This is a genomic window from Bartonella machadoae, assembly GCF_022559585.1.
Taxonomy (GTDB): Bacteria; Pseudomonadota; Alphaproteobacteria; order Rhizobiales; family Rhizobiaceae; genus Bartonella; species Bartonella machadoae.
Genome location: NZ_CP087114.1, coordinates 1,202,996 through 1,217,505, shown reverse-complemented (window position 1 = coordinate 1,217,505; position 14,510 = coordinate 1,202,996). Strand labels below are relative to the sequence as shown.

Genomic DNA, 14,510 nt, shown 5'->3' with positions numbered 1-14,510 from the left:
AGCGACTACAATCTACCAACGAATAAGAGTTGCTCCCCATGTAAATCCACCACCCATAGCTTCTAACATAACGAGATCTCCTTTTTTAATTTTTTCATCATGAACAGCCATTGTTAGTGCCAAAGGCACTGATGCCGCAGATGTATTACCATGTTGATCAACAGTAATCACAACTTTATCGATAGCAATTCCTAATTTTTTAGCCGATGCTTCAATAATACGTTTATTGGCTTGGTGAGGCACAAACCAATTTAATTGTAAAGCATCTATACCAGCAGCAGCAAAACAATCATCAACAACATCGGTTATCATACCAACTGCGTATTTAAAAACTTCTCGTCCTTCCATACGTAAATAACCCGTTGTTTGTGTTGTCGAAGGCCCACCATCAACATAGAGCTTATCTCTATACGCACCATTAGAGCGCAATTTTGTAGCCAATATACCACGATCAAGCGCTATATCACTCTTATTTTCTCGTGCTTCTAAAATAGCAGCGCCTGCACCATCACCAAATAAAACACATGTGGTGCGATCTTTCCAATCTACAATTCGAGAAAAAGTATCAGATCCGATAACTAAAACTCTTTTAACTGCTCCGCAGCGTAAATAAGCATCTCCTGTTGCTAAAGCAAAAATAAAACCAGAGCAAACAGCCTGAATATCAAAAGCAAATCCATGACTCATTCCCAAAGCATGCTGAATTTCAACAGCAGAAGCAGGAAAAGTACGGTTTGGTGTTGAGGTTGCTAAAAGAATACAATCAATATCTTTTACTGTTAGACCGGCATTGATAAGTGCTGCTTGCGCAGCCTCAATTCCTAAAGAAACAGTTGTCTCATTTTCATTGGCAATATAGCGTTGATGTATACCTGTACGCTGCACAATCCATGAATGTGATGTTTCAACAAATTTCGCAATCTCATCATTAGATAAGCTTTTTTTTGGCAAGGCACTTCCTACACCACGCACAACCGATCGAATCATTTATCCCCACCTTTTTTTGTTACATTTTGTACTTATATTACAAAATCTTATCATAATCTCTTCTCATTTATTATTTCTTCACCTTCTTGATCAAAAAGTGTTTCTTTATTCTCGTGGAACCGTCGCAAATCAGCCGTTATTTTTTTTAAAAGTCCATTATGAACCATCTCATAACCAACGCGGATAGCAGAAGCAAAACCTTTAGAATTTGCACTCCCATGACTTTTGATCACAACACCATTTAATCCCAATAATACCCCACCATTTACCCTATCTGGATCCATTTTGTGTTTCAGCGTACGAAAAGCACTCCGCGATAAAAAATAACCGAGAGATGAAAAAAAAGAACTACGCATAGCGGAGTTTAAAATCTCCGCTATCTGTCGCGCAGTCCCTTCTGCGGTTTTTAAAGCAATATTACCAGAAAACCCTTCTGTTACAACAACATCTACCGTTCCCTTACCAATGTCGTTACCCTCAACAAATCCCTTATATTCTAGTCCTTCTAAATGCACTTCGCGTAATATCATTCCGGCCTTTTTAATTTCATAAAGACCTTTAACCTCTTCAACACCCACATTTAAGAGACCAACACTTGGCCTTTCAGTATGATAGAGAGCACGAAACATACCTGCCCCCATAACTGCCAAATCAACCAACTGATTAGCAGAGGCACCAATCGTTGCTCCAATATCTAAAACAATACTTTCACTGCGAAGTGTTGGCCAAATACCAGCAATTCCAGGACGTTCAGCCTCTGCCATCATTTTTAAACAAAAATAAGACATTGCCATAAGTGCACCTGTATTTCCCGCAGAAACACAAGCATCAGCATCGCCATTTTTCACAGCTTCAATTGCATACCACATTGATGATTTACCACGTCCATTTCTCAGTGCTTGGCTTGGCTTTTCATCCATACGCGTATAACTTTCTGTAGGATAAAAATGAGAAACAGAAGCTAAAGAAGGGTATTTTTTTAAAACCGGTATAACAACTTCCTCTACCCCATAAAACAGAAAATAAATATTTGGCAAATATTTTTGTACAATTGCTGCTCCTGCAATAGTCGCTTCCGGACCATAATCACCGCCCATTACATCCACAGAAATTCTAATCACGCTTGCATATCCTACATTTTTTTATTTGCGCTTTTAAACGCATATTATGATTTCTTGCTATTGAACAACCACAAAAAACATACCACGCAAAAAGAACTCTGCAGAAAATACTGTTTTTATAATGCTATACAATAGATAATTTTTTTATGTTTTTATAATCACTTCCAACTTTTTAAAACAGAAAATGGTGATAACTTTTGTTCAATTTTTTCTAAATTTGCAATCCTATGCATCTCTACCCCCTCTTTGCGTGGATAATGATTAATAGACAACTCAAAAAATTCTTCCATAACGGTACCAATATCAATCTTATCACCGTAAAAGACTTCTGGTGGATCTAGCCCCTCCGCATCTAAAAACAACTCTCCTGTATCCTCTGGTACTTTTGGCTTCATCAAATTTGAATTTTCAGGAAGCAAAACAATCTCAATATTTTCACGAAGAATATTTTCTAATGGCTCTAATGTGACAACACATAACTGTATTATACGAGCCCGCAATAGCCCCTTTATACGTACCCCGCGCTTTTTCCACGGAAAAATATGAAATTTTCCCTCACAAGATTTTACTTCAACCAAATCGTGATTCTTAGCCAAATGAGTGCACTCTTGCTGGTTTGCACAAATAGAAACCCTTATACCCTTAGCAGGCAAAGAACGGACTGATATTGGATATGCCAAAGCAAATGTCATTTGAGGAATATTTTGAACATTCATTAAGGTCTCCCGAATAGAGGGTGGCATGTACAGCAATTTTATTGAGCCAATGTACATTCCATTCATTTTTTTCTTTTCTAAAGCAGCTCTGTATGGCATAATTTACTTTATAACAGGGAAGCTCAATGTAAGCTAGGCAGATTAAGCTAAAATGAGGAAAAACTTGAGGTTGCCTTTTTTCGTAATCTAAGTGATAGGAGATATCATTGTTTCAAATGTCCCACATAGCGGTCTTGGTCAAGCGTAAATTATTAATGAGTCTGTCAATAGCAAGCATAATAGCAGTTTCGGGTTGTAGTATTCTTAACTCTTCAGGGACAAGCCAGACGTATCAAGAAGGTTACGTCCTTGATAAAGATGCTCTTAGTTCTGTTTCCGTTGGTTCAAGTCAAGAGCAAGTTATTTTAAGTTTAGGAACGCCTTCTCTAAAAACAAAATATGATAATGAGGTCTTCTATTATATCTCACAAACGCGCTATCGTGCGATGCAATTTATGAAAACAAAAATTATTGACCGTAAAGTTTTGGCTATTTATTTCAATAAGAATAACCAAGTTTCTAAAATAGCACATTATGGTCTACAAAATGGACAGGTGTTTGATTTTATCACACAAACAACCCCAACCGCCACAAAAGAGCAGCCTTTCTTGATACAAATTATTAAAGGTCCTGCAAATTTGCCAACGCATAATTAGGTTATAACGAGACTATATGCAATTCTATCACTCTCAGAGCTAATCGTTACCAGTTCTGAGAGTGCTGGGCTTGCGGAAATTTTTTAGCAGCGAATTTTTTTGGCCATGCTATCAAGAACCGCATTAACCAGTTTTGGCTCATCGCCTTCAAAAAACGCTTTTGCTATATCAACATATTCACTCATAACAACAGCAACAGGCACATCTTGACGGTTGATCAACTCCCATAAGCCTGCACGCAAAATTGCACGGAGTATAGAATCAAGACGTGAAAGTGACCATTCAGCAGAAAGCTGTTGATGAAGCATCGGATCAAGTTGTTTTTGATCTTTTACAACGCCCGTTATAATAGCCAAAAACCATTGAAAATCGGCATCAAGATACTGATCTCCATCAATATTTTTTCCTAAACGATAAGCCTTATATTCAGCTGCCGTTTCCATAACTCCAGAACCAACGATATCCATTTGATAAAGCGCTTGAACTGCAGCGAGTCTTGCTGCTCCACGTTTATTGGCTGCACGCGAAGAATATTGGTCTTTTGTCTCAGTCATATTTAATGACTCTCTCCAAATTTCTTTTTCAGAGCGATCATACATAAAGCAGCTTTAGCGGCAAAACCACCTTTATTTTTTTCATCCTGTTTGGCACGCACCCATGCTTGTTTTTCATCTTCAACAGTTAAGATGCCATTTCCAATAGCCAAGTGTTTATGAACAGTTAAATCCATTAATGCACGACAAGAATCATTCGCAACAATTTCAAAATGATACGTTTCACCGCGAATAACACAGCCAAGAGCGACATAACCATCATAAGATACCTTACTATTTTTTTCAGCAAAGACTATTGCTGCTGGTATTTCTAATGCTCCTGGAACTGTTACAATATCATAACTTGCTTCAGCTTTTTGCAAAGCATTTACTGCACCTGCAAGAAGCGCATCAGAAATCCCTTCATAAAAACGCGCCTCAACAATCAATAGATGCATTTTTTTACGTGCCTCTTTCATCATAACAAAATTCCATAAGAAAAATTAATCAAAAAATCTAGACTTCTACAGTGCAAAATTTTAAGAGCTGCAACAAACTTTTAACTTACACATCTATCCCTTTAAAACCAGAAAACTTTGCAATATAACGAGCCAATGGATCGATTTCTAAATTGACATGATCGCCAATTTTAGCTTGCCCCCAAGTTGTCATTTCAAATGTATGACGAATAATAAGGACATCAAAAATACAATCCTCAACACTATTAACAGTTAAAGAGACGCCATTGAGTGCAATAGAACCTTTAGTTACAATAAAAGGGACAAATTGTTTTTGAACTTGTAGAAAAAAACGAACGGCATCCCCTTCATTTTTTTGGTCAATGATTTCAGCCAAGCCGTCAACATGACCAGAAACCAAATGCCCCCCCATTTCATCGCCTAATCGAAGGGAACGCTCTAAGTTAATGTAAGTTCCTTTTGTCCACTGTGCAAGATTCGTCAAACGCAAAGCCTCTTCCCAGGCTTCCACAACAAACCAGCGCGTATTCGCGTCTTTTGATCCTCTCTCAACGAGAGTCAAACAAATTCCTGAACAAGCAATTGATGCACCAATTTTTAAACTCTTCAGTGCATAATGCGTAGAAATATTTAAACGGACCCCTTTTTTTAAAGAGTGGATATCTTCAACATAACCGATATCCGTTATAATCCCTGTGAACATAATGTCTTACGCCTCCATTTATAAAAACGGTCATTTCCAAACATTCTTGTTTCAACCTTATGGAATTGCGAGAGATAATTTCCAAAATGAGGAGCTTCAATACGATTTTTTCCCAAAATAACGGGAGCATAAAAGCATACCAAATGATCCACACAGCCAGAATTTAAAAATTTTTCCCCTGTCTTTACGCCTCCCTCAAGTAAAACACTATTGATTCCACGTTGATAAAGCATCTGTAAAAGAGCAACAGGTTGCATACAACCATCATCCATTGTTACCGAATACACAGAAACACCATACTGTTCCAATAATGTTTTTTTGCTTTTCTGTGCAAGGTTTTTATCACAAATAATCCATGTAGGAATTTTTGTTGCTGTTTGAACAACTTTTGCATCAAGAGGGATACATAAATCTGCATCCAAAATAATACGTATGGGCGAACGCATTTCCATCCCTGGCAAACGACAATTCAATTGAGGATCATCCGCTAGTATAGTACCAATACCAACGAGAATAGCATTATTCTGAGCACGTAAAATATGCGTATGGGTATGAGAAATCATTCCACTAATTTTGATTCCTCCCTGCCCCTTTTTTCCTACACCATTATCAGCAGAAATTGCCATTTTCAAAGTAACAGCACAGCGTTGTAACCTCCTTATACACCAATGTGTACATAACGCTTCAAAAGCTTCTTCAGCTAAAACGCCTTCAACCACTTCAATACCAGCCGCACGTAAAAGAGCAATCCCACGACCATCAACGCGCTTATCTAGATCAGTCAAAGCAATAACAACCCGTGAAATACCTGCATCAATAAGAGCATTTACACAGGGTGAAGTTTTACCATAATGCGAACAAGGCTCTAAAGTCACATAAGCAGTAGCACCGTAGGCTAAAGCCCCAGCCATGCGCAAAGCTTGCACCTCAGCATGAGGCCTTCCATCAATGGCTGTTACACCATAGCCCACAATGGACGCCCCTGCACCATCCTCGTTTCGCACAATTAACGTACCAACCGAAGGGTTCTCACCTGTAAGACCAACATGACGTTCTGCTAAACGGATAGCAGCGGCCATAAACCGCTCATCTTGTAATTTTTTATTCATCAAAACGAGATTCTGTATCCGTTACACCCTTTGACAACTCGTCTATAATATCGTGAAAATCGCTTGCATTACGAAAATCTCGATAGACAGAAGCAAAACGAATATAAGCAATATCATCAATGCTTTTTAATGCTTCCATCACAAGACAGCCAATTTTTTCTGAAGCAATCTCTGGTTCTCCTAAACTCTCGAGTTGACGGACAATACCAGAAACGGCTCGTTCAATATAGTCTGGATCAATGTTGCGTTTACGCACAGCTATCTCAACTGATCGCATTAATTTATCACGATCAAAGAGCTCACACCGCCCACTTTTTTTAGAAACCAAGAGCTCACGCAACTGAACACGTTCAAAAGTTGTAAAGCGACCACCACAAACAGAACAGACTCGGCGGCGGCGAATAACCGCCCCCTCTTCTGCAGGACGAGAATCCCTCACCTGTGTATCTTCACATTGGCAGTAAGGACAACGCATCCTTTTTGTATCCTTAACAAGCAGTAAGATAAGAATAAAGAGGAAATTTATTGGTTATGTCTCTTACCTTTTCCTTAACAGCCATTTCAACTGCATGATTTTCTTCATCACCTTTTGATCCTTTAAGACCATCAAGAACTTCTGAAATAAGTTCGCCAACTTGAATAAACTCTTTTTCTGAAAAACCACGTGTCGTCGCAGCAGGTGACCCCAAACGAATTCCTGATGTTATAGAGGGAGTTTCAGGATCAAAAGGAACACCATTTTTATTACAAGTAATATGCGCCCTTCCCAAAGCCAATTCAGCACGTTTTCCTGTCACATTCTTGGAGCGTAAATCAACCAACAGTAAATGGTTGTCTGTCCCACCAGAAACAATATCAAAACCATTGCTCTGTAATGTTTTTGCTAAAGCTTTTGCATTGGCAACAACATGAGCGCTGTAACTTTTAAAAGAAGGATGCAAAGCCTCTTCAAATGCAACCGCCTTAGCCGCAATCACATGCATTAAAGGACCACCTTGAAGACCTGGAAAAATCGCTGAATTCATTTTTTTGGCTAAAGACTCATCATTTGTTAATATCAATCCCCCACGCGGACCTCGTAGCGATTTATGTGTTGTCGTCGTTACAATATGCGCATGCGGAACAGGAGAAGGATGAACACCACCAGCAACCAAACCAGCAATATGAGACATATCAACGAGGAAATAAGCACCGATTTCATCTGCAATTTCACGGAATTTTTTCCAATCCCATAGACGAGGATAAGATGAACCACCTGCGATAATAAGCTTTGGTTTGCGTTCTTTTGCAAGTCGTTCAACTTCCTCCATATCAAGAATTTGATCTTCTGGACGCACGCCATAGGAAACAACATCAAACCATTTTCCTGACATATTGACCGGTGAACCATGTGTGAGGTGACCACCAGCATTTAAATCCAACCCCATAAATGTATCACCCGGCTGGAGTAAAGCTAAAAAGACGGCTTGATTCATCTGACTACCAGAATTAGGCTGAACATTCGCAAAAGCAGCACCGAAAAGCTGTTTTGCGCGTTCAATTGCTAAGTCTTCAACAACATCAACAAACTGACAACCACCGTAATAGCGCTTTCTTGGATAACCTTCCGCATATTTATTGGTTAAGACTGACCCTTGTGCTTCAAGAACCGCTCTTGAAACAATATTTTCTGAAGCAATCAACTCAATCTCATGTTGTTGACGCTCAAATTCTCCCCTAATTGCCTCAAAGATTGCACCATCAGCAATCTGTAATTTATCATTAAAAAAGCGCTTTTGTGTGTCGTTTTCTTGTTGAATCATAAAACACATTCCTAACATTAAAAAATAAAGTATTTAAACGATAACACAGCAAACCGTGCAAACCAAATATTTTCATCCACTTTCATCTAAAAATGATGCAAACATTTACTTTATTTCTTTGATCTATAAACAAAAAGACATCTTCCCCACAAAAAGAAGCAAAACAGAGACAAGTTTTTTCTTCCCTCTCATATTTTTATAAACAAAAAGATCTATAATCTTAGGAAATTCAATAATTTAATGACTATCATTTAAATTGGTAATAATTTAAAACAATTGATAATAGGAGAAGAAGAATACGACAAAAAAAATTAATTCAAGGAAAATAGGCAAAGAGAATGGTAACGAAAGTTTTTATTGATGGTGAACATGGAACCACCGGATTACAAATACAAAAACGATTAGCCGAGCGTGTAGATTTTCAGTTACTCTCTCTTGATCATACACAGCGACATAACATTAATATTCGGCGAGACTGTCTTGATCAAACTGACATTGCTATCTTATGTCTTCCAGATGATGCCGCACGCGAGACAGTTCATTGGCTTAAAAATAATAAAAAAATTAGAATTATTGATAGCTCAACAGCCCACCGTGTTGCACCAAATTGGGTCTACGGTTTCCCTGAAATGACTGCAGGACAAAAAGAACGTATCCAAGCCGCTCATTATGTAAGCAATCCTGGCTGTTATCCTACCGGCGCAATTAGCTTGATTCGGCCACTCCGTGAAGCAGGCCTGCTCGATGCTTATTATCCTATATCAATTAACGCAATATCCGGCTATACGGGTGGTGGAAAACAATTAATTGCACAAATGGAAAACCAATCTCATCAAAATGAAGTTTTGGACAATTATTTTATCTATGGTCTCAATCTTGAACACAAACATGTGCCAGAAATTAAAACCTATGGACAAATCAATCACACCCCCATTTTTTTACCAAGTGTTGGTCGTTTTCCTCAAGGAATGATTGTAAATATTCCACTTCATCGCCATCTATTGACAAAATCAGTAAATTGTTCTGATTTACGTGAGATTCTTGAAAACCATTACAGTGGACAAAACATTATATCTGTTGCCTCACAAGAGGAAACAGAGGCTCTTACTAAACTCAATCCTGAATGTTTAGCACATAAAGATGGAATGAAACTATTTGTGTTTGGCAATGAACATGAAGGAATTTTCAACCTCTGTGCTCTGTTAGATAATTTAGGAAAAGGTGCGGCTGCAGCTGCGGTTCAAAATCTCAACCTCATGCTTTCAGAGTATTAAAACTTCTCTGGAGACAAATTTCATTCAACAACAGGATATGCCCCTTTTGTTGCACGCCAATGTGCAACTGAAAAACACAATACACCTAAGGCAACACTTTGGTGAACAAGCCCTAAGCTTATGGGGACTTCATGTAATAATGTGAGAACACCCAACATTGCTTGAATGGTTATCATAATACATAGAACAAACGCACGACGAGAATGGGTTGAATGAGGAACATTCCTTTGCACATATAAAGTATGAATAACTGCTGTAATAAATAAAAAATAAGCAAAAAAACGGTGAATAAATTGAACAGTCAAAGGATTTTCAAAGAAATTGATCCAAACAGGATTATGCTGCAATAATCCATCAGGAACGATCTGACCATCCATAAGGGGCCATGTGTTATAAACTTTTCCAGCATGGAGCCCTGCTACCAAAGCACCCAGATAAATCTCAATTAAAATGAGGATAACAAGCCAACCAGCAAAAGACTGAACCTTTTGATTTGCTGGTTTTTCTGAATAATGCGCGAGTCCTCGTGCTAAATAAGTAACAAAAATAATAACAAAACACGCTGTTATAAGATGAAATGCCAAACGATATTGGCTGACACTTGTCAAATTACTCTGACCAATGCCTGAAGCCACCATCCACCAACCAATAAAGCCTTGAAGAGCAATAAGAATTGGTACAACGGCAAGCTGAAACAAAATATTTTTTTCAATACGTTTTGTCACCCAAAACCAAATAAGACCGAATAAAGCCACAAGACCAACTAGACGCCCAAGAACACGATGAGCCCATTCCCACCAGAAAATGGTCTTAAAAGCACTCAATGTCATATCGCGATTAAGGAGCTTATATTGCGCTATCTGTTGATATTTTAAAAATTCCTCCTGCCATTGTTCTACACCAATCGGTGGAATGACACCATGAATTGGCTTCCACTCTGTTATAGATAGCCCTGATCCTGTCAAACGGGTAGCCCCGCCCACTAAAACAATAGCCAAACACAACAACAAAATAGAATAAAGCCACACCTGAATTTGTTTTCGATTTTTCTTTTGCAATGATGTTAAAATACTATCGTTCAATTTTTTTACTGTCATCTCTAATTGCCCCACGTTTCTCTCCAACCACACAATTCATTTCAAAATCTAAACATTATCAATCTTAGTATTTTTAATATGTACTACAACTTTATGAGAAGACAAGCACAGCATTAAAACGTGTCATTCGTAGCTTACGACATTTACGACGCAACCACACGATAAACAGTTTTTGGAAACTTATCCACCATTTGCATCATCCAATCCTGTTCGTTAAGAGCAAGACTACAAATATAATAGTCTGTGAGCTCCGCAAATTGATCAAATCCATATTTGGGTTCACTCGCCATTTCTAAAATAATAAAATCATACTCTTTTTTAAATTCTTGTAAGAGATGAGGAATCTCATTTGAAAAATTTTGTGCACAAACAGCACTTGTTAACCCTTGAGGAAGAATATCAACGCCGGTATCATAATCGCGATAAATAACATCATGCAACTGGGCATTTTTCGTTAAAATATCACTCATTCCGCGATGGGGACCAATAACTTTCTCTATTTGTTGACCAGAAATATCTACCAATAAAATTGTTTTGCGTTCTTTTATAAGATGTAAAGACAGTTTTGCTGCCGTTCTTGCCGCTTCTGTTCCAATTATGGAAATAACTGTTGAAGTACGACGTTGCAAAAAATCGGACAATCCTTCTATTGTAATAAAAGATTCAAAATTTTTTATTTTCTTAGAGATTAAAGCGCCTTCATTATTTTTAAGATGATCTTCTTCTGGTTGATCTTTTTTTATTTCAGATTTTATTTCAGAGCGTCGATAAAAAAACAACATTCCGCCTAACAAAGTAATTAAGCTCGCAAAGAGGCTAATAATAACACTTTTTCCATAAAGCTCCATAAAAGAAAGAGGAACAACTGTTGTTGGTGCAACGACGTGAATCTTTATATTCTGCAACAAAGAAGAGGTTTTGTTCATCCCTTTATTTTGCGCATCCATAACTGTTGTTATTTTATTTTCAAGCTCATCAAACATTTGTTTCAAAGATTGAGACTGATCTTTTACAAAAAAGCTCATTCTTTTTTTGAGCTGTTTTTCAAATTCCGTTGCAATAACCTCATCTGAATGAACTTGATGAATAATCTGTAAAATTTTATTCTCTAACTGATGAGAAATCACCTCTAATTCTGCCGTCATTGCCTTAATTTGAGGATGTGTCCACCCTAATTGCGCAACCATATGCGCTCTTTGTGTTTCCAAAAGGTCACGCTTAGATTCTAGTGCAGAAACCATCGCATTATCTGTAATAAAGGATAAAGACAATAAAGACTGTCCATTTTCGCGCATCATATTAATAGTTGAATTTAAACTTGTTAAATGAATACGTTTTAAAGCGGCTTGTGTTAATTGTATAGAAAGATCATGAAGCTCTTTTTTCCTTACATTGTCATAAATAAAAGAATCAACAGATGCGTAAAATTCCTGCACGATATGAGATATCTCAGTCTTACCATATTGTTGACCAACCTGCTGTTGCATGAGCAATGATTTTTTTTTCTGTTCTATAATTGCTTGTGAAAATGCAGAAAACCAAGTTTCCAATCCATGCTGGGCAGCTTGAGAAGTTTCCGCTTCAAAAGCAAGATTGATAAAATCGCCATTACGAGATAAACGAATATTGTCATGAAAACCTTGCTGCTGAGCAGAATCTGAAGAAAAACTCTGTAAGCTTGAATTCCTTAGAAACATAGGCTGTGAAAAGAGCAAGGCAAGGATATTGTTTTGTTTATCCGTTGGTAATGGCTTTCCTACAGAATCAGAGAATGAAAAAGTCAAGCTTGCTCGATATATCCGTGGCTGAATGAAGTAATACATCCAAATGGAAAATGTACACAACGCCGCTAACAGCAAAACGACAAAAATATTGCGTATGACCGTGTGTACAAACAGTCTTTTCTTACCTTTAAGACTCATTTTTATTTCAACCAGTAAAATACTTCATATTTTTTTATTAAGAGAAAGTAGTAACTATCCTCTTAATTTTACGTCATATTATTCTGCGATAAGAAAAACGTAACAATTAATAAAAAAGAGAGAAAAATATCTCAAAAAATTTAATTCATACTTTGCTTGATAGAATCTAGCTGTTTTTTTGCTTCAGAGGTAATAACTGCTCTAATGGTCACTGACCCATCCTCATGCCCTTCTTGCCTTATTTCACCAGAATTTGCATAAAACCAATCAATCAGTGACATTTCGTGAGGTCGTAAAAGACATTCAACATTTTGCAGTTTTCCAAAAATTCGCTTTTCAATTGCCGTTAATAATTGATCAAGTCCATCACTCATGAGCGCCGATACCATGACTGCAGGATTTAATCGCGTTTTCATGCTTGTTTGCAAAACCCTCAATGCATGTTCATCCAATAAATCAATTTTATTCCAAACTTCTAGGATATGCTCTGTATCATCAATATCGATACCAAGACTTGAAAGCACGTCTAAAACATCTTGAGCGTGCGCACGATGATCAAGATCTGACATATCTCTCACATGAAGAATGAGATCAGCTTCAACCACTTCTTCAAGGGTTGCTCTAAAAGCTGCAATCAAGTGCGTTGGTAAGTTAGAGATAAAACCTACAGTATCAGATAAAAGGATAGCTTTTCCATGAGGAAGAATAACCTTACGCAAAGTGGGATCAAGCGTTGCAAACAACATATCCTTTGCTAGGACATTTGCACCGCTTAAATGATTAAAAAGAGTTGATTTTCCTGCATTGGTATACCCTACTAATGCAACAACAGGATGAGATGTTTTTTTTCTCTTTTCTCTATGAAGAGCCCGTGTTTTTATCACTGTTTCTAATTCGCGTTTGATACGAATAATCTTTTCTTGCAAAACACGCCTATCCGCTTCAATTTGCGTTTCACCAGGACCACCTAAAAAACCACCTCCACCACGTTGTCTTTCCAAGTGTGTCCAACTACGCACGAGCCTGCTTTTCTGATAAGACAAATGCGCCAATTCGACTTGCAAAACCCCTTCTTTTGTCCGTGCACGATCTCCAAAAATTTCAAGAATCAAAGCCGTCCTATCAATAACTTTACAATTCCATAATTTTTCTAAATTACGTTGCTGCACTGGTGTTAAAAAATAATCTACAACTGTAAGCGCAATATCCTCTTCACTTATATAATGGGTAAGTTCATCTACTTTACCCTTTCCAAATAATGTTGCCGGACGGAGCGTAAAGATATGCACGACTTCATAATGAACAACTTTCAACCTTATAGCACACGCTAACCCCAATGCCTCTTCGACTCGAGAAGAGACTGATCGAATCCTTGCATCATTCTCACTGTTTTTTCGAAAAACTGGCACCAGAACAAGCGCGCGCACTTGTTTTTCAATCTGTGAAGAAAACCCTCCTAATCTCTCATTTTCATTTATCATGATGATCTCAGCACTTTATAAAATGGGATCAGAGGTCTAAAATTTAAAGTGATTTGTTTATTCCGAACTTTCACCTTCAAACATTTGTACAGGCTGTCCGGGCATAATTGTAGAAATAGCATGCTTATAAACCAATTGTGCATGTCCATCACGACGCAAAAGAACACAAAAACTATCAAACGAGGTTACAATACCCGTTAATTTAACGCCATTTACAAGAAAAATTGTAAGAGAAATTTTTTGCTTGCGCACTGTATTTAAAAATACATCTTGCAGGTGTTGTGATCGTTCTGCCATTTTTCTTACACCTTTATCTTGAATTGCATAAAATACTCGTGCACGCATATCGACTGAAAAATATCCAATTGTCAACGTAGGAGCTTCAAAATTTAGCAAAAGATAACTTAATATTCAACAAACATGATTCAAGACAACTGAAATATAATAGTTTACGAATACCTCTCAGTACATACGAAATTATTGCACTCTTTCCCTTATAAAAAAGGACATTTTTTGCATACTAAGATTTTGCCAATATCTTTTAAATGCACAACGTACAGTGTTGAAATAATAGAGGCTTATTCCTCTTCA

15 protein-coding genes are annotated in these 14,510 nt (G+C 37.5%); 2 read left to right on the top strand and 13 right to left on the bottom strand.

What is annotated here, in order from left to right:
• Window positions 1-12 precede the first annotated feature (12 nt).
• From LNM86_RS05800 to LNM86_RS05790, 3 genes are all read right to left on the bottom strand, one after another.
• A complete protein-coding gene (locus LNM86_RS05800; protein WP_241438791.1) occupies window positions 13-987 on the bottom strand; it encodes a beta-ketoacyl-ACP synthase III in 975 nt (324 codons plus the stop codon).
• Window positions 988-1,037: 50 nt separating this feature from the next.
• Window positions 1,038-2,108, bottom strand: coding sequence for a phosphate acyltransferase PlsX (gene plsX / locus LNM86_RS05795; protein WP_241438790.1), 1,071 nt, complete (start codon window positions 2,106-2,108; stop codon window positions 1,038-1,040).
• Window positions 2,109-2,266: 158 nt separating this feature from the next.
• A complete protein-coding gene (locus LNM86_RS05790) occupies window positions 2,267-2,824 on the bottom strand; it encodes a DUF177 domain-containing protein (protein ID WP_241438789.1) in 558 nt (185 codons plus the stop codon).
• Window positions 2,825-3,039: 215 nt separating this feature from the next.
• On the opposite strand from LNM86_RS05790, the gene LNM86_RS05785 reads away from it, so the two are divergent.
• A complete protein-coding gene (locus tag LNM86_RS05785) occupies window positions 3,040-3,519 on the top strand; it encodes an outer membrane protein assembly factor BamE (protein ID WP_241438935.1) in 480 nt (159 codons plus the stop codon).
• Between the two features lie 83 nt (window positions 3,520-3,602).
• On the opposite strand, the gene nusB is transcribed toward LNM86_RS05785, so the two are convergent.
• The 6 genes from nusB to glyA form a co-directional block, all read right to left on the bottom strand.
• On the bottom strand, window positions 3,603-4,073 hold the full coding sequence (gene nusB, locus LNM86_RS05780) for a transcription antitermination factor NusB (RefSeq protein ID WP_241438788.1): 471 nt from the start codon (window positions 4,071-4,073) through the stop codon (window positions 3,603-3,605).
• Between the two features lie 2 nt (window positions 4,074-4,075).
• Window positions 4,076-4,534 carry a 6,7-dimethyl-8-ribityllumazine synthase gene (locus tag LNM86_RS05775; RefSeq protein ID WP_241438787.1) on the bottom strand — a complete coding sequence of 153 codons (459 nt, stop codon included), beginning with the start codon at window positions 4,532-4,534 and terminating at the stop codon, window positions 4,076-4,078.
• A gap of 82 nt (window positions 4,535-4,616) precedes the next feature.
• Window positions 4,617-5,234 carry a riboflavin synthase gene (locus LNM86_RS05770; RefSeq protein ID WP_241438786.1) on the bottom strand — a complete coding sequence of 206 codons (618 nt, stop codon included), beginning with the start codon at window positions 5,232-5,234 and terminating at the stop codon, window positions 4,617-4,619.
• Entirely contained in the window at window positions 5,216-6,343 is a 1,128-nt protein-coding gene (ribD, locus tag LNM86_RS05765) for a bifunctional diaminohydroxyphosphoribosylaminopyrimidine deaminase/5-amino-6-(5-phosphoribosylamino)uracil reductase RibD (RefSeq protein WP_241438785.1), read from the bottom strand. Before ribD ends, LNM86_RS05770 begins: the two co-directional genes overlap by 19 nt.
• Window positions 6,336-6,818: a transcriptional regulator NrdR gene (nrdR, locus tag LNM86_RS05760; RefSeq protein ID WP_241438784.1), complete on the bottom strand. Its 483-nt coding sequence runs from the start codon at window positions 6,816-6,818 to the stop codon at window positions 6,336-6,338. Before nrdR ends, ribD begins: the two co-directional genes overlap by 8 nt.
• Window positions 6,819-6,831: 13 nt before the next feature.
• Complete coding sequence (gene glyA / locus LNM86_RS05755) at window positions 6,832-8,145, bottom strand: serine hydroxymethyltransferase (protein ID WP_241438783.1); 1,314 nt, start codon at window positions 8,143-8,145, stop codon at window positions 6,832-6,834.
• Window positions 8,146-8,483: 338 nt separating this feature from the next.
• Between glyA and argC the strand changes: the two genes are divergently transcribed.
• Complete coding sequence (gene argC / locus LNM86_RS05750; protein WP_241438782.1) at window positions 8,484-9,419, top strand: N-acetyl-gamma-glutamyl-phosphate reductase; 936 nt, start codon at window positions 8,484-8,486, stop codon at window positions 9,417-9,419.
• A 20-nt stretch (window positions 9,420-9,439) separates the two neighbouring features.
• On the opposite strand, the gene LNM86_RS05745 is transcribed toward argC, so the two are convergent.
• The 4 genes from LNM86_RS05745 to hfq form a co-directional block, all read right to left on the bottom strand.
• Window positions 9,440-10,531 carry a COX15/CtaA family protein gene (locus tag LNM86_RS05745; RefSeq protein WP_241438781.1) on the bottom strand — a complete coding sequence of 364 codons (1,092 nt, stop codon included), beginning with the start codon at window positions 10,529-10,531 and terminating at the stop codon, window positions 9,440-9,442.
• 128 nt (window positions 10,532-10,659) lie between these two features.
• Entirely contained in the window at window positions 10,660-12,438 is a 1,779-nt protein-coding gene (locus tag LNM86_RS05740; RefSeq protein ID WP_241438780.1) for a hypothetical protein, read from the bottom strand.
• 140 nt (window positions 12,439-12,578) lie between these two features.
• Entirely contained in the window at window positions 12,579-13,919 is a 1,341-nt protein-coding gene (gene hflX, locus LNM86_RS05735) for a GTPase HflX (protein WP_241438779.1), read from the bottom strand.
• Between the two features lie 57 nt (window positions 13,920-13,976).
• On the bottom strand, window positions 13,977-14,216 hold the full coding sequence (gene hfq, locus LNM86_RS05730; protein ID WP_010705211.1) for an RNA chaperone Hfq: 240 nt from the start codon (window positions 14,214-14,216) through the stop codon (window positions 13,977-13,979).
• Window positions 14,217-14,510 lie beyond the last annotated feature (294 nt).

Bases quoted from the DNA above. Each gene is read 5' to 3' on its own strand.
- LNM86_RS05775 (WP_241438787.1), bottom strand. From the start codon at position 4,534: ATGATGAAAGAGGCACGTAAAAAAATGCATCTATTGATTGTTGAGGCG.
- nrdR (WP_241438784.1), bottom strand. From the start codon at position 6,818: ATGCGTTGTCCTTACTGCCAATGTGAAGATACACAGGTGAGGGATTCT.
- glyA (WP_241438783.1), bottom strand. From the start codon at position 8,145: ATGATTCAACAAGAAAACGACACACAAAAGCGCTTTTTTAATGATAAA.
- ribD (WP_241438785.1), bottom strand. From the start codon at position 6,343: ATGAATAAAAAATTACAAGATGAGCGGTTTATGGCCGCTGCTATCCGT.
- LNM86_RS05785 (WP_241438935.1), top strand. From the start codon at position 3,040: ATGTCCCACATAGCGGTCTTGGTCAAGCGTAAATTATTAATGAGTCTG.
- LNM86_RS05790 (WP_241438789.1), bottom strand. From the start codon at position 2,824: ATGAATGTTCAAAATATTCCTCAAATGACATTTGCTTTGGCATATCCA.
- hfq (WP_010705211.1), bottom strand. From the start codon at position 14,216: ATGGCAGAACGATCACAACACCTGCAAGATGTATTTTTAAATACAGTG.
- hflX (WP_241438779.1), bottom strand. From the start codon at position 13,919: ATGATAAATGAAAATGAGAGATTAGGAGGGTTTTCTTCACAGATTGAA.
- argC (WP_241438782.1), top strand. From the start codon at position 8,484: ATGGTAACGAAAGTTTTTATTGATGGTGAACATGGAACCACCGGATTA.
- nusB (WP_241438788.1), bottom strand. From the start codon at position 4,073: ATGACTGAGACAAAAGACCAATATTCTTCGCGTGCAGCCAATAAACGT.
- LNM86_RS05770 (WP_241438786.1), bottom strand. From the start codon at position 5,234: ATGTTCACAGGGATTATAACGGATATCGGTTATGTTGAAGATATCCAC.
- LNM86_RS05800 (WP_241438791.1), bottom strand. From the start codon at position 987: ATGATTCGATCGGTTGTGCGTGGTGTAGGAAGTGCCTTGCCAAAAAAA.
- LNM86_RS05740 (WP_241438780.1), bottom strand. From the start codon at position 12,438: ATGAGTCTTAAAGGTAAGAAAAGACTGTTTGTACACACGGTCATACGC.